Annotated in this window: 15 protein-coding genes; 8 read left to right on the top strand and 7 right to left on the bottom strand. The window is 71.2% G+C overall.

Annotated features, from left to right (window positions below):
* Positions 1-28 precede the first annotated feature (28 nt).
* The 6 genes from JIG36_RS37290 to JIG36_RS37265 all read right to left on the bottom strand — a co-directional run bounded on the left by JIG36_RS37290 (position 29) and on the right by JIG36_RS37265 (position 9,235).
* A complete protein-coding gene (locus tag JIG36_RS37290) occupies positions 29-3,199 on the bottom strand; it encodes a cyclic nucleotide-binding domain-containing protein (RefSeq protein ID WP_203381151.1) in 3,171 nt (1,056 codons plus the stop codon).
* A gap of 195 nt (positions 3,200-3,394) precedes the next feature.
* Positions 3,395-5,056: a S1C family serine protease gene (locus JIG36_RS37285; protein WP_203381150.1), complete on the bottom strand. Its 1,662-nt coding sequence runs from the start codon at positions 5,054-5,056 to the stop codon at positions 3,395-3,397.
* Between the two features lie 245 nt (positions 5,057-5,301).
* Positions 5,302-6,891: a sensor histidine kinase gene (locus JIG36_RS37280; RefSeq protein WP_203381149.1), complete on the bottom strand. Its 1,590-nt coding sequence runs from the start codon at positions 6,889-6,891 to the stop codon at positions 5,302-5,304.
* A gap of 10 nt (positions 6,892-6,901) precedes the next feature.
* Complete coding sequence (locus JIG36_RS37275; protein ID WP_127497738.1) at positions 6,902-7,615, bottom strand: response regulator transcription factor; 714 nt, start codon at positions 7,613-7,615, stop codon at positions 6,902-6,904.
* An 88-nt stretch (positions 7,616-7,703) separates the two neighbouring features.
* Complete coding sequence (locus JIG36_RS52690) at positions 7,704-8,474, bottom strand: lysophospholipid acyltransferase family protein (protein ID WP_307873062.1); 771 nt, start codon at positions 8,472-8,474, stop codon at positions 7,704-7,706.
* Entirely contained in the window at positions 8,471-9,235 is a 765-nt protein-coding gene (locus JIG36_RS37265) for a GNAT family N-acetyltransferase (RefSeq protein WP_203381148.1), read from the bottom strand. The genes JIG36_RS52690 and JIG36_RS37265 overlap by 4 nt, the downstream gene beginning before the upstream one ends.
* 93 nt (positions 9,236-9,328) lie before the next feature.
* Between JIG36_RS37265 and JIG36_RS37260 the strand changes: the two genes are divergently transcribed.
* The 6 genes from JIG36_RS37260 (at position 9,329) to JIG36_RS37235 (ending at position 16,595) form a co-directional block, all read left to right on the top strand.
* On the top strand, positions 9,329-9,985 hold the full coding sequence (locus JIG36_RS37260) for a hypothetical protein (RefSeq protein WP_203381147.1): 657 nt from the start codon (positions 9,329-9,331) through the stop codon (positions 9,983-9,985).
* A gap of 41 nt (positions 9,986-10,026) precedes the next feature.
* Positions 10,027-10,947, top strand: coding sequence for an ABC transporter ATP-binding protein (locus JIG36_RS37255; protein ID WP_203381146.1), 921 nt, complete (start codon positions 10,027-10,029; stop codon positions 10,945-10,947).
* A complete protein-coding gene (locus JIG36_RS37250; RefSeq protein WP_203381145.1) occupies positions 10,944-11,768 on the top strand; it encodes an ABC transporter permease in 825 nt (274 codons plus the stop codon). The genes JIG36_RS37255 and JIG36_RS37250 overlap by 4 nt, the downstream gene beginning before the upstream one ends.
* Before the next feature lie 131 nt (positions 11,769-11,899).
* Positions 11,900-15,619, top strand: a complete 3,720-nt coding sequence (locus JIG36_RS37245; protein ID WP_203381285.1) for a multifunctional oxoglutarate decarboxylase/oxoglutarate dehydrogenase thiamine pyrophosphate-binding subunit/dihydrolipoyllysine-residue succinyltransferase subunit — start codon at positions 11,900-11,902, stop codon at positions 15,617-15,619.
* Positions 15,620-15,676: 57 nt separating this feature from the next.
* Entirely contained in the window at positions 15,677-15,856 is a 180-nt protein-coding gene (locus tag JIG36_RS37240) for a DUF6104 family protein (protein ID WP_203381144.1), read from the top strand.
* The gene (locus JIG36_RS37235; RefSeq protein ID WP_203381143.1) at positions 15,846-16,595 is read left to right on the top strand and encodes an AAA family ATPase; all 750 of its coding nucleotides are present in this window, start codon (positions 15,846-15,848) and stop codon (positions 16,593-16,595) included. The genes JIG36_RS37240 and JIG36_RS37235 overlap by 11 nt, the downstream gene beginning before the upstream one ends.
* A gap of 199 nt (positions 16,596-16,794) precedes the next feature.
* Here the strand turns inward: JIG36_RS37235 and JIG36_RS37230 are convergent, their stop codons facing one another.
* Entirely contained in the window at positions 16,795-17,238 is a 444-nt protein-coding gene (locus tag JIG36_RS37230) for a hypothetical protein (RefSeq protein WP_203381142.1), read from the bottom strand.
* 753 nt (positions 17,239-17,991) lie between these two features.
* On the opposite strand from JIG36_RS37230, the gene pta reads away from it, so the two are divergent.
* Complete coding sequence (pta, locus tag JIG36_RS37225) at positions 17,992-20,064, top strand: phosphate acetyltransferase (protein ID WP_203381141.1); 2,073 nt, start codon at positions 17,992-17,994, stop codon at positions 20,062-20,064.
* Positions 20,061-21,176: an acetate/propionate family kinase gene (locus tag JIG36_RS37220; protein ID WP_203381140.1), complete on the top strand. Its 1,116-nt coding sequence runs from the start codon at positions 20,061-20,063 to the stop codon at positions 21,174-21,176. The genes pta and JIG36_RS37220 overlap by 4 nt, the downstream gene beginning before the upstream one ends.

The following is a 21,176-nucleotide window of genomic DNA, read 5'->3' as shown; positions in this document are numbered from 1 at the left end:
GTACGGACGCCACGACAGCGCCCCCACGTCAGGTCGGATCCGTGGACGTCACCTCGGGTTCCGGAGTCGGTTCGGACGTTTCCGGAGGCGTGGTGGGGGGCGTCGTCTGAGGCGTTGTGGGGGGCCTGGGGTTGGTCGGCGACGTCGTCGGCGGCCGGTTGGTCGTCGGCGGGGCCGTCGGCTCGGTCGGCGGCCGGGTCGTCGTCGGGTTCGTCGTGGGATCGTCGGTCGGGCCGGGGTTGTCATCCTCGTCGGGATCAGCGGTCTGTGACGGTGTGACTACAGTAGCGCTGGGCGACACCGACGCGCTCGGGGCGATCGACGGATTGATCGATTCCAGATCGGACGGTAGGAGGTCGCTCGGCAGCGGCTCGGGGCTGCTCGACGGCGGCGCCTCCACCGGCACCCCGTCGGCGCAGGCCAGCTGCTTGCCGGTGGGCGCGCTGACCTGCCCGTCGATCGCGACCGCGCCCTGCGACACGACCACCGCCACCGGCTCGACCGAATACCAGGCGGCGCCGGCGTTGGTCACCGTTCCGCCGTCGCGGTCGACGCTGAGGGCCAGCGGCTTGTAGGCGCCGCTGGTGCTGCCGGTGCCGGCCAGCACCCGGCCGCTCTGCAGCGAGACGGCCGCCCGCGGAGTCTGGTCGCGACCACCGCCGGTGCTGAGGTTGCCGATGCCGAGCCGGGTGTTCGCGCAGAGCAGCGTGGTCGCCCCGCCCGCGAACGTGAGCTTGGCCGAGGCCCGCGACGGCACCTCGATCACCTCACCCTGGTCGAGGTAGCGCCGGGCGCCCTCGGACAGGTTTTCCGGTGCGCCGTCGAAGGTCGCCGTCACCAGTCCCTGCTCGATCGTGAGCAGCACCCGGTCGGCCGGCATCTCGGCCCAGGCCGGGCCGGGGCGGAACGACAGGCCGGTGAGGAACAGGGCCACGGTCAGCAGCACGACCACCAGCCAGATGAGCCCGCGTTCGAACTTGCCGTCGACGGCGGGGTCGGCGTGGCCGTCGGGCGGGCCGGGCGGGAGCGTTAGCGGCGGGTAGGCGGCACCGCCGGGAGCGCCGGGACGCAGCGAGCCCTTCACGGAGACCACCGGCATCGGCGAGCCGGGGCGGTGGGTGGCGCCGACCAGCGGCGGCAGGTCGGAGGCGTCGGGCAGGACCCACAGCCGCACGGGGGTGATGGTCTGGGCCACCATGCCGGGGCTGCCGTCGCCGACCGGGCCGACGAGGGTGCCCCGCCGCAGCTCCATGCCGTCGGGCAGCGCGATGACGCCGCTCTCGACCACCACCGCGTGGGTGGGGCCGGGCAGGATCACCGGCGCGCCCGGGTCGAGGTCGACCGGGTGGGCCGAGGCGATCAGGGCGAGCCGCTGGTCGGTGGCGAGGCCGGCCAGGGCCGGGGTGTCGGCGAACAGCGCCTCGGCCTCGGCCCGGTCCTGCGGCGGCGGCCCGGGCAGCGGACCGACCACAGTGGCCACCGTGGCGGTCGGGATCGAGAGCAGGGTCGTGCCCGCGGTGTGCCAGTCGAGCTGGGTGGACCGGCCGGTGATGGCGTTGACCAGGCCGACGACGGCGCCGGGGCCGACGTGGTGGCGGATCGTGCCGGGCGGGTCGCCGGGGCGGCGGGCCTCCAGGGCACCCTCGACCACCACGAAGACGGCCTGCTGGGCGCCGCCGGCGCTGACCACCTGGCGGCCGGTGGGCGGGTGCACCCAGCGGGCGCGGGAGGCCAGGCCCTGCAGCGCCGGCTCGGGCAGGCCGCCCAGGTCGGACGCCCGCAGAGCGGCCAGCCGGCGTGGGCTGTCGGCCTCGCGGTCGTTCTCGGCGCGGCGCAGCCGGGACAGGCTCCACCACCGGGTGAACCGGCCGACGAGGAAGTAGACGATCGGCGCGGCCAGGCCGAGCATCACGGCGATCAGCAGCAGGGCCCCGGCGACACCCTCGTGCCACAGTCCGGTGGCGACGCCGGAGAGCCTGTCCTCCCAGATGCGGACGGCCACGTTGGCGGCGGCGGCGAGCCAGCAGACGGCCAGGAAGCCGTACAGGGCGATCAGGCGGCCCTCGCGGTCGAGCTTGCCCCACTGCGGCGGCTGGCCCCGCAGGCGGCCGCTCACCCAGGCCAGCGCCCGGTTGCGCAGCTGCGGGATCTCGAGCCAGTTCATCAGCAGGTATTGCCCGTCGAGCGGCAGCAGCGGGCTGAGGTGGACGAACGCGCTCAGGTAGCACAGGAAGGCGAGCTTGAAGGCCAGGTCGGCGACCGGGGGCAGGGCGAACCCGACCAGCTGGGCCAGGCCGCCCAGCAGCAGCGCGCTCAGCGGCCCGGCGGCCGAGACGAGCAGGCGGGCCCGGCGGCCGGCCATCCAGACGTCACTGGTGTCGACGAACAGCGAGGGCAGCCCGAACCAGACGAGGAAGCCGGCAGCCGGCACCTCGCGGCCGGAGTGTTTGGCCGCCATGGCCCGGGCGTATTCGCGGACCCCGACCACGAGCAGGTTGAGCAGGATCAGGGTGATCGCGCCGACCAGATAGGAGTCGCCGGTCAGGAACAACGAGCGGCTGCCGCGCGTCCACGTGGCCACGAACAGGCCCAGGCCGAGCACGGTGAGCACGGCGGTGACGACGCCGACGGCCTTGGTGAAATAGAACCGGCCACCCGCCCGGTAGAGCGCGGTGACCAGGCCGTCCACGTTGAGCAGCAGCATCTTGCGGCCGCGGGCGGCGGCGAGCAGCGAGTTGCCGACGCGCTCGCCCACCGGCTTGCGGCGCAGCTCCTGCAGGGGGCGGAACGCGTCCATCGGCAGTTCGTCGAGCATGCGGTTGCCGGCCAGGTCGGCCACGACGCGGCGCACCTGGTCGGGGGCGAGGCGGCCGGCGATGCGGGCGAACTCGGCGACCAGGCGGGCCACCGTGTGCTCGCCGTCCATCAGCAGCGCGAGCTCCCACTCCTCGGGGGTGAGGCGCAGATAGCTGGCACGCTCGCCGTCGTCGGGCGAGCGGAGCATGATGTAGTCGCCGCCGCGTGCGCCGGTGAGCTGCACGTATTCGACTCCGGCACGGAGCACGGGACGGGCGCTGGTGGGGTTCAGGCGGTCGACGACCGCACCCCACAGCCCGGGATCCGCCGGGCCGGACGGCTCACCGGGAGCGCGCCCTGCCAGCGCCTCCCAGACGTTCATCCGGGTCTCGACGTAGGTCAACCTGGTGCCTCTCACTGCCGGGAAACCGCCGATGGCGAAGGAAGATTAGGCGGTCCACGAGCACAATGGCGAGTCCCCCGGGGGAAAAGAGATGATTCCTCCGGAAGTCGGAGATTAGCGCCGTACAAACGTACGGCGGGTGGCGCGCCAACCCCCTTGGCACACCACCCGCCGTAACAGCAGGGCAAAGCTTTTCTACTGGGCCTCGGTCAGCGTGACCGTGACCTCCTTCTTCTCACCGTTACGGGTGAACTGGACGACCATCTGCTGGCCGACCTTGCCGCCCTGAACGGCCGCGATGAGGTCTTCGGAGTCACCGACGGCCTTCCCGTCGGCCGACGTGATCACGTCGCCCTGCTGGAGGCCCGCCTTGGCCGCCGCGCTGTTCGGCGTGACCTGGCTGACCAGGGCGCCGCCGTTCTCGGCGGCGGTGACGCTGACGCCCAGCGCCGGGTGGCTGACCTTCTTGCCGGCCATCAGGTCGTTGACGACCTGCTTGGCCTTGTCGCTCGGGATCGCGAAGCCCAGGCCGATGTTGCCGGTGCCGCTGCCCTGGGTGGCGATGGCCGAGTTGATGCCGATGATCTCGCCGTTCGTGTTGACCAGGGCCCCGCCCGAGTTTCCGGGGTTGATCGGCGCGTCGGTCTGCAGCAGGCCGGACATCGTGGTGGACGAGCCCTGCTGCTGCTGTTGCTGCTGGCCGAACGGGTCTTCCTGGCCCTGACCCTGGTCGCCGCTGCTGGACGTGATCGTGCGGTCCTTGGCGCTGATGATGCCGGCGGTGACCGAACCCTCGAGGCCGAGCGGGCTGCCGATCGCGAGCACGGTGTCGCCGACCTGCATCTTGGCGCTGCTGCCGAAGGTGGCCGGCTTGAGGTCGGAGACGCCCGAGACCTTGACCACGGCCAGGTCGGTGCGCTCGTCGGTGCCGACGATGGTGGCGGTCGACTTGGTGCCGTTGGCGAAGATGACCGTGACCGACTTGCCCTGGGCGCTGGCCACCACGTGGTTGTTGGTGACGATGAAGCCCTCGCCGGAAATCACGACGCCGGAGCCCTCACCACTGCCGGTGGTGATCGAGACGACGCTGTCCTGCACGGCGGCGGCGATCTGAGCCAGCGACGAGCGGTCGACCACCCGGGTGACCGACGAGTTGCCGGTCTGCACCGACGGGGACGAGCCGCCGTCGTCGAACGCGAGCGCGGTGGCCGCACCCACACCGCCGGCGGCGAGCGCGATGACGACCGCGGCCGCGCCGGCCACGAAGATCTTGCGGCCCCGGCCCGGGTTGCGCGGCGGCTGCTGGCCGACCGGCTGGGCCCAGGCGGGCTGCCCGTGGGCGCTCGTCGACCAGGTCTGGCCCTCGCTCCAGGCCTGGCCCTCGATGCCGAGCGGCTGCGTCTGGTGCTGGCCCTGGTGCTGGGCCTGGGTCGCGCCCTCCCAGCCGCCCGCATAGGCGCCGTAGGGCGGATAGCTCGGCTGGGGTTGCTGCGGGTAGCCGGGGTGGCCCGGCTGATAGCCCGCCTGCTGCCAGGGCGACTGCTGGGGATGATGCGGCTGCTGGTTCCACTGGGGGGCGCCTGTCACCGGGACGCCGGACTGCGGAACAGCGGACTGCGGAACACCGGACTGGGGAGCAGCGGACTGCGGAACACCCGAGTGCGGGGCAGCTGACTGCGGAACGCTCGGCTGGGGAGCGCTCGACACCGGCCGTGCCCACTGGGGGGCGTGCGGCGCCGCCGGCGGCTGGGGCGCGGCGGGCTGCACGGCGGTCGGCTGCTCAGACTGTCCCCGCTCCGGGCTGCTGCTCTCAGAGGAGGCGTCCGTAGGGCGCGGGTCGGTCTCGTTCTCGTTCATGGGCTCTAGCCTGCCTCACACCGCTAGGCCCGACCTGTAGACCGCCTGAAGGAATTCTGTGAGTGGCGGCCACCGGGGAATCCGGTTCGGTCGATGCCGGACGGACCCCCGTCGCGGCGGCCCCACGACCGGTCCACGGTCAGCAAGCCGCCGTGGGCGGGCGGTCGGCGGCGCCGCGAGGCCGGCGACCACTCCGTTTCGACGGCGGCCGAGCCCCGCCGACACTCAGCGACAGTTCAGGCGGCTCAGTGGTCACTCGAAGGTGAATCGTCGTCCGCGGGCACCTCGCGGAGCACTGTGGGCAGCGTCACCCGGAAGGTGGCCCCCCGGCCCGGCTCGCTCAGCACCTCGACCCGGCCGTCGTGGGCGCGGACGATGGCGGCCACGATGGCCAGGCCCAGGCCGGTGCCGGTGGCCGTCTGACCAGTGCGCCGGGTGCGGGCCTCATCGGCCCGGTAGAACCGCTCGAAGACGTGCGCGGTCTGCTGCTCGCTCAGCCCCGGACCGGTGTCCGACACCTCGACGACCGCCTCGTCACCGGCGCCGGCCCGCAGGCTCAACGTGACCTTGGCGTCGGGCGGGGTGTGGACCAAAGCGTTGGTCATCAAGTTGCCGATCACCTGGCGCAGCCGGGCGTCGTCGCCGTAGGCCACCAGGCGCTCGGGCGAGTCTTCGACATGCAGCTCGATGGTGCGCTCGGGCGCCGACGCCTCGGCCGCCTGCACCGCGTCGAGCGCGAGCACCGGCAGCTCGACCGGCGCCAGCGTGAGCGGGCGTTCCCGGTCGAGCCGGGCCAGCAGCAGCAGGTCTTCCACGAGCAGGCCCATGCGGGCGGCCTCGTCCTCGATGCGGCGGACGAGCTTGGCGACGTCGTCGGGATCGGTGACCGCACCCTGTCGGTAGAGCTCGGCGAAGCCCCGGATGGTGGTCAGCGGCGTGCGCAACTCGTGCGACGCGTCGGCCACGAACTGGCGCATCTTGCCCTCGGACTGCACCGCCCGGGCCTCGGACGCCTGGGCCTGGTCGGCCGCCTCGACCGCGACCGCCTCGGCCGCACGCGCCGCCGCCTCGGACTGGGCCCGGGCGCTGAACGCGGCCTCGATCTGGGCCAGCATCGCGTTGAGCGCCTTGGCCAGCCGCCCGAGTTCGGTCTGGGGCTCGCCGTCGTGGGCCTCGGGATCGGGCACGCGCTGGGTGAGGTCGCCGGCCCCGATGGCGGCCGCCGTGCGTTCGATCTGCAGCAACGGCACCAGGCTCTGCCGCACGATGGCGGCCCCGATCGAGGCCAGCGCGATGAGCACGCCGACGCCGACCAGCAGATCGACCCAGACCATCTGGTTGACCGCGAGACCGATCACCGACAGCTTCTCGCCGACCTGGATGACCTGGCCCCACTCGTCGACGACGAGCACGACCCGCCACGTGACGTCACCGCTGGGCGAGCGCACCGTGTAGGGCTCGCCCAGCAGCGCGTTGACGTTGTTGAAGCCCTTGACCAGCGGCGGCGTGTCGTCCGGGTCGAGGTTGAGGTCGCCGACGATCGGGCTCTCCGACCGGACGCCGTCGACGCTGCTGGACGACACGTAGTAGTCATTGGGCACCGGGATCTTGGAGCCGACGCGCGCCTTGGCGATGGTCACCGCATAGATCGACAGCGACGTGTCGAGGCGGTCGAGCAGGTAGTTGTGCAGCGCGTAGGTGCTGGCGGCGCTGATCGCGGTGAGCGCCGCGAACACCAGGACGAGGACGGACGCCACCAGCTTGATGCGCAGCGAGACCTTTCGCAGGCTCGGCTGCGGCGGGATCGAGTTGCGGACCCGCTCGGTGAGCGTCACGGCCGGCGGCTCAGACGGCTGGCTTGCGCAGCACGTAACCCACCCCGCGAAGCGTGTGGATCAGGCGGGGCTGCACGTTGTCGACCTTGCGGCGGAGGTACGAGATGTAGGACTCGACGATGTTGTCGTCGCCGCGGAAGTCGTATTTCCAGACGTGGTCGAGGATCTGCGCCTTGGAGAGCACCCGGTTGGCGTTGAGCATGAGATAGCGCAGGAGCTTGAACTCGGTCGGCGACAGCTGGACCCGCTGGCCGGCGCGGTAGACCTCGTGGGTCTCCTCGTCGAGCTCGAGGTCGGCGAAGACCAGGCGGGACGGCTCGTCGTCGCCCTGGGTGGTGCGGCGCAGCACCGCCCGGATGCGGGCGGTGAGCTCCTCGAGGCTGAACGGCTTGGTGACGTAGTCGTCGCCGCCCAGCGTCAGACCGCGGATCTTGTCGTCGGTGCCGTCGCGGGCGGTCAGGAAGACGACCGGGGTGCGCTGGCCCCCCTCGCGCATGAGCCGGATGACCTCGAACCCGTCGAGGTCGGGCAGCATCACGTCGAGCACGACGAGGTCGGGGGTGGTGTTCTTCGCCGCGCTGACCGCCGCGCTGCCGCTCGTCGCGGTGCTCACGTCGAAACCGGCGAAGCGAAGGCTGGCGGAGAGCAGCTCGAGGATGTTCGCGTCGTCCTCGACGACGAGCAGTTTCGCCTCGCTCTGCTTGGGCTGGGTCTGGGCGGCCATGGGCACCATTGTTTATCAACCCGCTGCACCCCGCCTGCACGGAAGCTGAAAGTTTTCTGTAAGACTTCCCAGGCTGAGGAGGGCCGGGTCACGCCGCCAGCCGGTATCCGCCCACTCCCATGGAGGCCTGAGCAGCGCGGGCGAGCGCCCGGCGGTCGGCACCCGGCGTGGGCCGCAGCGCGGGCGCGGTCACCACGGTCACCGTCAGCGACCGTAGCGCGGCCACCCGGCGTACCGAAGCGAACAGGGTGTCGTCGCCGATGAAGGCCGCCGCCGTGGAGTCGTAGTTGATCGAGGCCGGCACCACGGGCGCGCCCGCGTCGACCGCGGCCTGGAACAGGGCCGGCCGGAACTGTCCCCGGTTGACGCCGCAGAACGTCGTGCCCTCGGGGAAGGCGGCGACCGTACGGCCCGCCCGCAGCGCCGCCGCCACCTCGGCCACCGTGCTGGGCAGCGCCTTGGGCCGCGACCGGTCGATGAAGATCGCCCCGGACAGCCCGGCCAGCGATCCGATGCCCGGCCACGCGCCGACCTCACCCTTGGCCACCAGGCGCATCGGCGCGACCGCCATCAGCACCAGGATGTCGAGCCAGGAGACGTGGTTGGCGACGATCAGGCTGCCCGGCCGCAGCGCGGGACCCCGGCGCACCACCCGGATGCCGAGCACCCGCAGCATGGTGCGGGCCAGGCCGCGTACGGCCGGACCGCGCAGCAACGGCACCATCAGGAGGCCGCCGATCAGGACGAAGGCCAGGACGATCATGCGCAGCGTGGCCGTGCCGGGTGCGGGGTGCCGGTCGGCGCCGTCGCGGCAGTGGTCACCGCAGCCGGAGACGGGCTGCCAGAGCGCGGCGATCACCGCGCGGCTCCCAGGAAGTGCCGGCGGTAACGCGGGTCCAGCCGGTCCATCGAGAACAGCACGTAGAAGTCGGCGCAGTTGAAGTCCGGGTCGTAGGCGGGCCGGCCGCAGACCCAGCTGCCCAGCCGCAGATAGCCCTTGAGCAGCGCCGGCGGCTGGATCCTGGGGTCGCCGGTCAGCGGAGTCTCGGCCAGCCAGTCGCGGCGCGGGGCGACCCGCAGGGCGGGCGGCGAGAGGTGCTTGGCCTGCACGCGGGCCCAGACGCCGGCCGCGGTCACGCCGCCGTCGTCGAGCGGCACCGAGGCGCAGCCGGCCAGCCAGCGCAGGTTGTTCAGGTGCAGGTAGCGGGCGATGCCGGCCCACATCAGGTTGATCACCGAGCCGGAGCGGTGGTCCGGGTGCACGCACGAGCGGCCGGTCTCGACGAGCTGGTCGCGCAGCGGGTGCAGCGGGGAGAGGTCGAACTCGCCGTCGCCGTAGCGGCGACCGGCCCGTTCGGCGGCCTTGGGGGGAAGCATCCGGTAGGTGCCGACCACGGCGCCGGTCGCGTCGTCGCGCACGATCAGGTGGTCGCAGAAGTCGTCGAACTCGTCGACGTCGCGCCCGTCGGGGGTGGCGCCGGGCAGGGTCGCGCCCAGCTCACCGGCGAACACGTCGTGGCGCAGCCGCTGGGCGGCGGCGACCTGGCCCGGTTCGTCGGCCAGGAGCAGGGTGTAGCCGCTGGTCCCGGTGGGGGCGGCGGCAGTCAGTAGAACGGCCATGTGATGTGTGTAAGGGCGATACCTGCCGATGGAATGTCGCCTCAGGAGGCGATTCATGGCGGGAAAATGAACGGCTTGTGCGAGCCTTCCCGGATGAGGATTTCTGAGCGCTTCAACGGCCCGCCCGGCTCCGGCAACGGCGGGTGGTCGGCCGGGGCGTTCGCGGTCGAGGCCGGGGCTCGCATCGGTGGGCCGGCGCTCGAGGTGACCCTGCGGGTGCCGCCGCCGCTCGAGACCGAGCTGACCTTCGCCGAGGGGGCGGTGCACGACGGCGACACGCTGGTGGCGACCGTGACCGCGGCCGAGGGCGACATCCCGGCCGTCACCCCGGTCGGTCTGGCGGTCGCGGTCGAGGCGGCCGAGGCGTACGAGGGCTTCACCCGGCACCCCTTCCCCACCTGTTACGTCTGCGGGCCCGAACGGCCGGACGGGCTGCGCATCTTCTCCGGTCCACTGCCCGACGGGCGTACGGCCGCGCCCTGGGTCGTGCCCGCCGAGGCCGATCTGAGGGTCGTCTGGGCCGCGCTCGACTGCCCCGGCGGCTGGACGGCCCTGCGCAACGGGCGCACCTATGTGCTCGGACGGATCGCGGTCGTCGCCGACGCGCTGCCGGAGCCCGGGTCGACCTGTGTCGTGGTCGGTGCGGCGACCGGCTTCTCCGGGCGCAAGGCGATGGTGCTCTCGACGGTCTACGCCGCCGACGGCACGCCCGTGGCCAAGGCCAGGGCCACATGGATCGCCACGACCTAGTAAGTTGACCTTTCCGCAACCGGGGGAAGGGAGCATCGTCGATGACCGCGCCCGGCACCGACGAGATCGTCGTCGATCGCCTCACCAAGCAGTACAAGAAACTTCGTGCCGTCGACGACCTGTCCTTCCGGGTCCGCTCGGGCCGGGTGACCGGCTTCCTGGGCCCCAACGGCGCCGGTAAGACCACCACGCTGCGCATGCTGCTGGGCCTGGTCACGCCGACCGCCGGCACCGCGACCTTCGGCAACCAGCGCTACACCGACCTCACCGACCCCGTCCGCAAGGTCGGCGCGGTGCTCGAGGCCTCCAGCGCCCACCGCGGCCGCACCGGCCGCAACCACCTGCGGATGATCTGCCGCGCGGCCGGCCTGCCCGACACCCGCGCCGACGAGGTTCTCGAGCTGGTCGGCCTGACCCCGGCCGCCGGTCGCAAATTCAAGGGCTACTCCCTGGGCATGAAGCAGCGGCTGGGCATCGCGGCCGCCATGCTGGGCGACCCCCGGGTGCTGATCCTCGACGAGCCGGCCAACGGCCTCGACCCCGAGGGCATCCGGTGGATGCGTGACCTGCTCAAGTCGCTCGCCGCCGACGGCCGTACGGTGCTGGTCTCCAGCCACCTGCTGGGCGAGATGCAGCTGCTGGCCGACGACGTGGTGATCGTGGCCGCGGGCAAGCTGGTGCGGCAGGGCCCGGTCGACGAGGTGCTGGGCGACATGAGCGGCGGCGTGCAGGTCAAGGTGCGCTCGCCGCAGCCCGAGCAGCTGAGCGCCGCGCTCTCCGAGCTGAACGCGACCGTCACCCCCACCGCCGACGGCGCCCTGCTGGTGCATGGCGCCGAGATCGCCGCGGTGGGCCACGCGGCCTTCGCGGCCGGCGTCGAGCTGCACGAGCTGTCCGCCGAGCGCGGCGATCTCGAACAGGTCTTCCTGCAGCTCACGGCCGGAAAGGCGGGCATCCGATGAGTCTGGTCAACGCCGAGCTCTTCAAGGTCCGCACAACCTCGCTGTGGTGGATCATGGCGATCATCCTGGTTCCGCTGTACGCGGCCAGCGTGCTGGTCAACTGGGCCAACGCCAACATCACCACCGTCCCCGACGACGCCGGGGTCACCGACACCCAGAGCGCGCAGATCGAGGCCTCGCTCCAGCCGATCAACATCGCGACCAACCTCTACACCAGCGGCCAGTATTTCGGCGTGCTGGTCGTGCTGCTGCTCGCGGCCATCATCGTGACCAGCGAGTTCTTCCACCTCACGGCGACCACCACGTTCCTCACGACGCCGCGCCGCGAGGCCGTCATCCTGGCCAAGTTCGGCGCAGCGATCATCATCGGCCTCGCCGTCTGGCTGTTCACCACGGTCCTCAACCTGATCGTGGTGCCGCTGATCCTGAGCAACCTCGACCTCGGCGCCCAGCTCGGCGAGCCGGCGGTGTGGCGGGCCATCGGCCTCAACGCGCTCGCCTTCGTCCTGTGGGGCGTCCTCGGGGTCGGCGCCGGCGTGCTGATCCGCAGCCAGATCGCGGCCACGCTGATCCTGGGCATCACCTACGTGGTCGGCACCTCGGCCATCGGGCTCATCTTCTTCCTGCTCAGCGAGTACGTCGCCGAGTGGATCAACAACCTCCAGGTGATCGTCCCGACGACCGCCTCGCAGCTGATGATCTCGGGCACCGATCTGCCCGGCAGCCCGCCGCAGTGGGTCGGCGCAGTCGTGCTGATCGGCTACGCCGCGGTCCTCGGTTTCTTCGGCACCTGGCTGACGAAGCGACGGGACATCAGCTAACGGGTCACACCCCGGACCATGGGAGAATGTTCGCCCGGATCCACGGCGTAGCCTGGATGCCGAATCCTTCCCGTCCCATGTGACGAACCAGTCGCGTGCTGACAAACATGGTGAAAGAGGCGAACACGGAAGTGTCGACCCAGCAGACTTCGCACGAGAACCCACTCGCGGACTTCGGGCCGAATGAGTGGATCGTCGACGAGATGTACCAGCGCTACCTGGCCGACCCCACCAGCGTCGACCCGGCCTGGCACGACTTCTTCGCCGACTACAAGCCCGCGATGGCCACGGGTTCGATCGTGACGCCCGACGAGGCGAAGGCCGCCAACGCGACCGCATCCGCGGCCCGCGCCGGCACCGACGCCCCGGCGGCGGCCACGGTCGCACCGGTCAAGCCGACTGTTCCCACCACGGAGTCTGCTCCCACCAAGAAGCCGGAGCCCGCACCCAAGCCGGCCGCCAAGCCGGCGCCCGCCGCCGCGAACGGGAAGGCCGACGGCGCCAAGGTCACCACGCTGCGCGGCGTCGCCGCCAAGATCGTGCAGAACATGGACGCCTCGCTGGAGGTGCCGACCGCCACGTCGGTGCGCGCCGTCCCCGCGAAGCTCATGGTCGACAACCGCATCGTCATCAACAACCACCTCGCCCGTGGGCGGGGCGGGAAGGTCAGCTTCACCCACCTCATCGGCTGGGCCCTGGTGCGCGCGGTCGCCCAGCACCCCGAGATGAACAACTCGTTCACCGAGGTCGACGGCAAGCCCGCGATGGTGCAGCCCGAACACATCAACCTCGGCATCGCGATCGACCTGGCCAAGAAGGACGGCTCGCGCACGCTGGTCGTGCCGTCCATCAAGAACTGCGAGCGGATGGACTTCCGCAAGTTCTGGCAGGCCTACGAGGACGTCGTCCGCCGCGCCCGGCGCAACGAGCTGACGATGGACGACTACTCGGGCACCACGATCTCGCTCACCAACCCGGGCGGCATCGGCACGGTCCACTCCATCCCGCGTCTGATGGCCGGTCAGAGCGCCATCATCGGCGTCGGCGCGATGGAATACCCGGCGCCCTACTCCGGCATGAGCGACGAGACCCTCACCGAGCACGGCGTCAGCAAGGTCACCACGCTGACCAGCACCTATGACCACCGGGTCATCCAGGGTGCGCAGTCCGGCGAGTTCCTCAAGGCCATGCACGAGTTCCTGCTCGGCGAGCACGACTTCTACGACGAGATCTTCACCTCGCTGCGGATCCCGTACGAGCCGGTCCGCTGGGTGCGCGACGTCGCCCGCACCTCCGAGGGCCAGATCGACAAGGCGGCCCGGGTCGTCGAGCTGATCCACGCCTACCGGGTCCGCGGTCACCTGATGGCCGACACCGACCCGCTCGAGTTCGAGATCCGCCGCCACCCCGACCTCGACGTGCTGCAGCACGGCCTCACGCTGTGGGACCTCGACCGCACGTTCCCGGTCGGCGGGTTCGCGGCCAAGCAGCGGATGAAGCTGCGCGACGTGCTCGGCGTCCTGCGTGACACGTACTGCCGCCGCGTCGGCATCGAGTACATGCACATCCAGGGCCCCGAGGAGCGGCGCTGGATCCAGGACCGCATCGAGATCAAGTACACGAAGCCCGACTCGGACGAGCAGAAGCACATCCTCAACCGGCTGAACGCGGCCGAGGCGTTCGAGACGTTCCTGCAGACCAAGTTCGTCGGCCAGAAGCGGTTCTCGCTCGAGGGCGGCGAGTCGCTGATCCCGCTGCTCGACGCCGTGCTCGAGTCGTCGGCCGACGCCGGTCTCGACGAGATGGTCATCGGCATGGCCCACCGCGGCCGGCTCAACGTGCTCGCCAACATCGTCGGCAAGCCGTACGAGAAGATCTTCAACGAGTTCGAGGGTCAGATGGACCCGAAGTCGGCCCACGGCTCCGGCGACGTCAAGTACCACCTGGGCCAGTCCGGCAAGTACACGACGCCCGACGGCGAGAACTCGACGACCGTCAGCGTGGTGGCCAACCCGTCCCACCTCGAGGCCGTCGACCCCGTGCTCGAGGGCATCGTCCGCGCCAAGCAGGACCGCCTCGACCTGGGCCTGCACGGCTACACGGTGCTGCCCGTGCTCGTGCACGGTGACGCCGCGTTCGCCGGTCAGGGCGTGGTGGCCGAGACGCTCAACCTCTCCCAGCTGCGCGGCTACCGCACGGGCGGCACGGTCCACGTGATCGTCAACAACCAGGTCGGCTTCACCACCGCCCCGGAATACAGCCGTTCGTCGATGTACTCGACCGACGTGGCCCGGATGATCCAGGCGCCGATCTTCCACGTGAACGGCGACGACCCCGAGGCCGTGGTCCGGGTCGCGAAGCTCGCTTTCGAATACCGCCAGGCGTTCAACAAGGACGTCGTGATCGACCTGGTCTGCTACCGCCGCCGCGGTCACAACGAGGGCGACGACCCCTCGATGACCAACCCGCGGATGTACGAGATCATCGACCAGAAGCGCTCGGTGCGGAAGCTCTACACCGAGGAGCTGATCGGCCGGGGTGACATCACCGTGGACGACGCCCAGGAGCAGCTGCGCGACTACCAGTCCCAGCTGGAGCAGGTCTTCAAGGCCACCCGGGACGCGGCCGGCACCCCGCCCCGCCCGCGGGTCATCTCGGAGGAGCCCGAGCCCGAGGTCGAGACCGCGATCGACGCCGCCACCGTGGGCGCGGTCGGCCAGGCCCACCTGGAACTGCCCGAGGGCTTCACCCCGCACAAGCGGGTGCAGCAGCTGCTCGAGCGGCGGGCCAAGATGGGCACCGAGGGCGGCATCGACTGGGGCTTCGGCGAGCTGGTCGCGTTCGGCTCGCTGCTGGCCCAGGGCGTCACCGTGCGGCTGGCCGGGCAGGACTCGCGCCGGGGCACGTTCGTCTCCCGGCACGCCTCGGTGGTCGACGCCAAGACCGGCAAGGACTTCCTGCCGCTGTCCACGCTGACCACCGGCTCGGCCCGCTTCTTCGTGCACGACTCGCTGCTCAGCGAATACGCGGCGATGGGCTTCGAATACGGCTACTCGGTCGAGAACCCCGAGGCGCTGGTCCTCTGGGAGGCCCAGTTCGGCGACTTCGTCAACGGCGCCCAGTCGATCGTCGACGAGTTCATCTCGTCCGGCGAGGTCAAGTGGGGTCAGCAGTCGTCGCTGGTGCTGCTGCTCCCGCACGGCCAGGAGGGCCAGGGTCCCGACCACTCCTCCGGCCGCCCCGAGCGGTTCCTGCAGCTCTGCGCGCAGGACAACATGCGCGTCGCCAACACGACCACCCCGGCCAACTACTTCCACCTGCTGCGCCGCCAGGCCCTGTCGCCCAAGCGCAAGCCGCTGGTGGTCTTCTCGCCGAAGTCGCTGCTGCGTCACAAGCTCGCGGTGTCGTCGGTCGCCGACTTCACCCAGGGCACGTTCCAGCCGGTGATCGGCGACGCCGGCGTCAACGGCTCGCCGCTCGACGCCGGTTCGGTCAAGCGGGTGCTGCTCTGCTCGGGCAAGGTCTACTACGACCTGTTCCAGGCCCGGGCCGAGCGGGGCATCACCGACACCGCGATCGTGCGGATGGAGCAGATCTACCCGCTCCCGGTCGACGAGCTGAAGGCGGTTCTGGCCCAGTTCCCGAACGCCGAAGACTTCGTCTGGGTGCAGGAGGAGCCGGCCAACCAGGGCGCCTGGTCGTTCGTCGCGCTCAACCTGCTCGAACACCTCGAGGGGGTCCGCCTGCGGCGCATCTCGCGCCCGGCCGCGGCCGCCCCGGCGGTGGGTTCGGCCAAGATGCACGAGGCCGAGCAGTCGGCGCTGATCGAGGCCGCGCTGCCGCGTCCGTGATCTCATCGTGAAGGGGGCGCTCCGCTGCGGCGGGGCGCCCCCTTTTACTATCCGGTCATGTACTTCACCGATCGTGGCATCGAGGAGCTCGTCGACCGGCGCGGCGAGGAAAGCGTGACGCTGGAGTGGCTGGGCGACCAGCTGCGCACCTTCGTCGACCAGAACCCCGAGTTCGAGACCCCGATCGAGCGCTTCGCCACCTGGCTGGCCCGCGCCGACGACGAGGATGACGAGTAGGTCCGCCGAGTCCCGCCCGATCCGCCGCGTCGAACTCCACGCCGACGCCCTGATCGACCGGTCGGCGTGGTGGGCGCGGATCCCCGCCGTACGGGCGGTGCTCGACCACGGTCTGAACATCCCGGCCGGGGTCACGTTCCTCGTCGGCGAGAACGGCTCCGGCAAGTCGACCCTGGTGGAGGCGCTGGCGACCGCCCACGGCCTGAACCCCGAGGGCGGTTCCCGCGACGCCATGCACTCGACCCGCGCGACCGAGTCCCCGCTGGGCGCGGCGTTGCGGGTGATCCGCACCCCCGGCCGCCGCGCCAACGCGTACTTCCTGCGGGCCGAGACGACACACGGGCTCTACACCTACCTGGAGAGCCTGGAGAGCCTGACCGGCCCCAACCCCGACGCCGGCTTGCACGACCAGAGCCACGGCGAGGGTTTCCTGGAGATCCTGGAGCGCAAGTTCCGCGGCTACGGCTTCTACCTGATGGACGAGCCCGAGGCGCCCCTGTCGTTCACGTCGACGCTGGGTCTGCTCTCGCGCCTCGACGAGCTGCGCGCGGCCGGTTCGCAGGTGGTGGTGGCCACGCATTCCCCGCTGCTGACCGCCCTACCCGGCGCCACTGTGCTCGAGCTGGGCGCCCACGGCATCCGCCGCACCCAGTGGGCCGACCTGGACATCGTGTCCCACTGGCGCGGCTTCCTCGACTCCCCGCAGGCGTATCTGCGCCACCTGCAGTCGCCTTCATAAGTCCTGGGCGGTGCGTCGGACCATCCCCATGCGCAAGATCAAATGCAGGATGTCCCGGCTGGGTGGTGGGTGACGGACCGTCGCTCCCGCGGGGGCCGCGGCGGCTTTCGCTGGCCGCTGACGCGTCCAGAACGCGAAACCCCCCACGGCGACGTGCGTGAGCGGTTGCGCTGACCCCGAACACCGCTTGGCGTCGGTTTCAGTCTTCGGCACTGTCGGCCGGATCGGAGCGTTCGAAGACCCCGCTCTCGTTCACCCGCCAGACCGCGGCCGGCCGGGATCGCCCCGAAAGCCGCTGCCGCACCCATGCGGCATCATCCAGCCGGAACGTGGTCCACACCGGGAACGAGACAACGCCGTCGGTCACAGCCGGCTCAAGACGGAGGGCGCTCAGCATCTCCACGGCCGCGTCGAGGGTGTCCGCGGTCGGCACCACGTAGGCGTCCCCGTCATCGTCCTCGCAGCAACTCCGGGTGTCGCACACCGCCCACAGATGGGTCAGGAGCCCGGCCAGGCCACGGTCGACGCAGGCCTCTTTGCCGTGCGCCCGCAGATGAACCTGCCGATGCCGAACGGCGATCAGCCCACCGTTGGTCAGCCGGCAGGCCGCACACAACGGATACGGCCCCAACACGACTGTCATCGCTACGCCCCCGCCAAAACGAACACTCGCGCCCGCGACGATAGCGACCGCCCCACACACGGACCGCACGTCGCCACGCAGCCCTCCCAGGGACCGCCTCCTCAGAAAGCCGCCCTCCCCAGAGACCCACCTCCCCAGAGACCCACCTCCCCAGAGACCCGCCCTCCCTGGGGGACCCCCGCCACGACCCATTGTGACGAGATTTGTCGATCTCTGCGCGCGCCTTATGTCTGCCCTGTGGACAACCCGGAACTGTGGACAACGCACCGCGCTCGGCAACTTCGTGCTAGCCGCCAGTTCGGTAGTGGAGGTGGGAGCGAGGCGCGGTCCGGATTTCGCCGCCAGCCCAGGAGGGCTCCGTGTGGCCACTCGGCTGTGGGTGATCGAGTTTTTGGGGTGAGCGCCACCGCTCACGCACGTCGCCGTGGTGGGTTTCGCGTTCTGGACGCGCCAGCGGCCAGCGAAAGCCGCCGCGGCCCCCGCGGGAGCGACGGTCCGTCACCCACCACCCAGCCGGGACATCATGAATTTGATCTTCAGGTTTGGCAGCCTGGGCAGGAGCCACGGCCATCCACCACCCAGCCGGGACATCCTGCACTTGATCTTCAGGTTCGGCAGCCTGAGCAGGAGCCACGGCCACCCACCACCCAGCCGGGACATCATGCATTTGATCTTGCGCAGAGGGGCCCGACGTCATCCGGAGTTAGGACTTTCGGCCCGGCGCGGCACCGCACCGGCCGGTAGGTTGAACCCGTGGCACGAAGCGTCTATGTGGCGGGTCTGGGCCCCGGTGTCGGCAAAGGCACCGTCGCGCTCGGGCTGGTCGAACTGTTGTCCCGGCAGGTCGCGCGGATCGGGGTGTTCCGTCCGCTGGTTGCCGGCGACGGTGACGATCCGCTGCTCACGCTGCTGACCAAGCGCTACCCGGTGGTCGCGCCCTATGCGGACTCCTACGGCGTCACCACGGCCGAAGCGAGCGCCCTGGTCGCCGACGGCAAGTGGGAAGAGCTGATCTCGCGGATCGTCGAGCGCTACCGCGAGGTCGAGCGGCGGGCCGCCTCGGTGGTGGTGATCGGCAGCGACTTCGCCGCCGGTGGGGCCAAGGAACGTGACGAGATCCCGCGTGAGCTGGGGTTCAACGCGCGGCTGGCGACCGAGTTCGGCAGCGTCGTGATCCCGGTGATCAGTGGTGAGGGACGTGGCGCGGAATCACTGGCGGCTACCGCTCGCAGCGCCTATCACTCGCTCGCCGACCTGGACGCCACGGTCGTCGCGGTGATCGCCAACCGGGTCACGGAAAAACTCCGCTCCGATGCCGGTCTGCCGGTGCCGATGTGGTCGATCCCGTCCGTGGCCGCCGTCGCCGCGCCGACCGTGGCCGAGGTCGCGGCGGCGCTCGATGCCACGGTGGTGTCGGGCGGCGAGGGCGCGTTCGACCGTGACGTGCTCGACTACGTCGTCGGTGCCGCCCACGTGCCGACCGTGCTCGACCACCTGACCGACGGCGCGCTGATGATCACGCCGGGCGACCGGGCCGACCTGCTGCTGGCCGCGAGCGCGGCGCACGCGGCGGGCAACGTGACGCTGTCCGGGCTGGTGCTGACGCTGGGTGAGCCGCCCGACCCGCGCGTCGTACGGGTCATCGAGCGGCTCAACACCGGCCTGGCGATGCTGCTGGTCGACAGCGACAGCTACCACACGATCGCGGCCGCCTCGCACATCCAGGCCCGCCTGGGCACGGGCACGCCCCGCAAGATCGAGGCGGCGCTGGGCGCGTTCGAGGAGAACGTGGACACGGCCGAGCTGACCCGCGTGCTCGACGTGGCGCGGTCGAGCCGGGTCACGCCGCTGATGTTCGAGAACGACCTGATCGACCGGGCCCGGGCCGAGCGCCGCCACCTGGTGCTGCCCGAGGGCACCGACGAGCGCATCCTGCGGGCCACCGAGACGCTGCTGCGGCGCGGCGTGGCCGATCTGACCCTGCTGGGCGACCCGGCCGAGATCGCCCGGCGGGCCCGCGAGCTGGGTGTCGAGATCGGGGCGGCGAAAATGGTGGACCCGGCCCACAGCCCGTGGCGCGACGACTTCGCCGAGCGCTACGCCGAGCTGCGCAAGAAGCGGGGCGTCTCGCTCGACCTGGCGTACGACGTGGTCCGCGACGTCAACTACTTCGGCACGATGATGGTGGCCGAGGGCCTGGCCGACGGCATGGTGTCGGGTGCCAACCACACGACGGCGGCGACCATCCGGCCCGCCTTCGAGATCATCAAGACGGTCCCGGAGGTGTCGGTGGCGTCCAGCGTGTTCTTCATGCTGCTGGCCGACCGGGTGCTGGTCTATGGCGACTGCGCGGTCAACCCCGACCCCGACGCGGCCCAGCTGGCCGACATCGCGCTCTCGTCGGCGCAGACGGCGGCCGCCTTCGGCATCGAGCCGCGGGTGGCGATGCTGTCCTACTCGACGGGCAGTTCCGGGGCGGGCGCCGACGTGGAGAAGGTCGCCGCGGCCACCGCGCTGGTGCGGGAGCGCCGGCCCGATCTGCCGGTGGAGGGGCCGATCCAGTACGACGCGGCGGTCGATCCGGCGGTGGCCGCGACCAAGTTGCCCGGCAGCGAGGTGGCCGGCCAGGCCACGGTGCTGATCTTCCCCGACCTCAACACCGGCAACAACACCTACAAGGCAGTGCAACGGTCGGCCGGCGCGGTCGCCGTCGGGCCGGTCATGCAGGGCCTGCGGCGGCCGGTGAACGACCTGTCCCGCGGCGCGACGGTGAAGGACATCGTGAACACAGTGGCGATCACGGCGATCCAGGCGGCGGCGCGATGAGCCGGGTGCTGGTGCTCAACAGCGGGTCGTCGTCGGTGAAGTACCGGCTGTTCGACGGGGCCGCGACGGTGGCCAAGGGGCTGGTCGAGCGGATCGGCGAGAGCGGCGGCGAGGTGGCCGACCACCGGGCCGCGCTTCAGGGGATCATGGACGAGATCGACCTGGAGGGGCTGGCCGCGGTCGGTCACCGGGTGGTGCACGGGGGTGCCGAGTTCACCGGACCCACGGTGATCGACGACGCGGTGGTCGCGCGGGTCGAGGCGCTGGTGCCGCTGGCGCCGCTGCACAACCCGGCCGCGCTGACCGGCATCGAGGTGGCCCGCAAGCTGCTGCCCGACGTGCCACAGGTGGCCGTCTTCGACACGGCGTTCCACGCGACGATCCCGCCCGAGGGCGTCACCTGGGCCATCGACAAGTCGCTGGCCGAGCGCTGGCAGATCCGCCGGTACGGCTTCCACGGCACCTCCCACGCGTACGTCTCGCGCCGTACGGCCCAGCTGCTGGGCCGCGACCCGGCCGAGACCAACGTGATCACCCTGCACCTCGGCAACGGCGCGAGCGCGTGCGCGGTCGAGGGCGGCCGCAGCGTCGCCACCTCGATGGGCATGTCCCCGCTGCCCGGCCTGGTGATGGGGACCCGCAGCGGCGACATCGACCCGACCGTGATCTTCCATCTGCACCGGGTGGCCGGCCTGCCGCTCGACGAGATCGAGAATTCGCTGACCCGGCACGGCGGGCTGCAGGGCATGACCGGGGTCAACGACCTGCGCTCGGTGCTGGAGCGGCGGACGGCCGGCGACCCGGACGCGACGCTGGCCTTCGACGTCTACTGCCGGCGGATCCGCGAATATGTGGGGGCCTATCTGGCGGTGCTGGGCCGGGTCGACGCGATCACGTTCACCGCCGGCGTCGGGGAGAACTCGCCGGTCGTCCGGGCGGCCTCGCTCTCGGGCCTCGACCCGCTCGGCATCAGCGTCGACCCGGAACGCAACGAGCGCCGCGACGAGGTGATCTCCCCGCACGGCGCCCGTATCCCCGTCTGTGTGGTCCCGACGGACGAGGAGTTGGAGATCGCCGACCAGTCCCGGACGGCGCTCTCGCTGTCGCGCTGA

The sequence above is a fragment of the Paractinoplanes ovalisporus genome (assembly GCF_016834655.1).
Classification (GTDB): Bacteria; Actinomycetota; Actinomycetes; order Mycobacteriales; family Micromonosporaceae; genus Actinoplanes; species Actinoplanes ovalisporus.
This window is presented reverse-complemented; position numbering and strand designations above follow the sequence as displayed.

Coding starts and splice junctions, on each gene's coding strand:
- JIG36_RS37285 (WP_203381150.1), bottom strand. CDS start 5,056: ATGAACGAGAACGAGACCGACCCGCGCCCTACGGACGCCTCCTCTGAG.
- JIG36_RS37275 (WP_127497738.1), bottom strand. CDS start 7,615: ATGGCCGCCCAGACCCAGCCCAAGCAGAGCGAGGCGAAACTGCTCGTC.
- JIG36_RS37260 (WP_203381147.1), top strand. CDS start 9,329: ATGAGGATTTCTGAGCGCTTCAACGGCCCGCCCGGCTCCGGCAACGGC.
- JIG36_RS37235 (WP_203381143.1), top strand. CDS start 15,846: ATGACGAGTAGGTCCGCCGAGTCCCGCCCGATCCGCCGCGTCGAACTC.
- JIG36_RS37230 (WP_203381142.1), bottom strand. CDS start 17,238: ATGACAGTCGTGTTGGGGCCGTATCCGTTGTGTGCGGCCTGCCGGCTG.
- JIG36_RS37255 (WP_203381146.1), top strand. CDS start 10,027: ATGACCGCGCCCGGCACCGACGAGATCGTCGTCGATCGCCTCACCAAG.
- JIG36_RS37220 (WP_203381140.1), top strand. CDS start 20,061: ATGAGCCGGGTGCTGGTGCTCAACAGCGGGTCGTCGTCGGTGAAGTAC.
- JIG36_RS37250 (WP_203381145.1), top strand. CDS start 10,944: ATGAGTCTGGTCAACGCCGAGCTCTTCAAGGTCCGCACAACCTCGCTG.
- JIG36_RS37265 (WP_203381148.1), bottom strand. CDS start 9,235: ATGGCCGTTCTACTGACTGCCGCCGCCCCCACCGGGACCAGCGGCTAC.
- JIG36_RS37240 (WP_203381144.1), top strand. CDS start 15,677: ATGTACTTCACCGATCGTGGCATCGAGGAGCTCGTCGACCGGCGCGGC.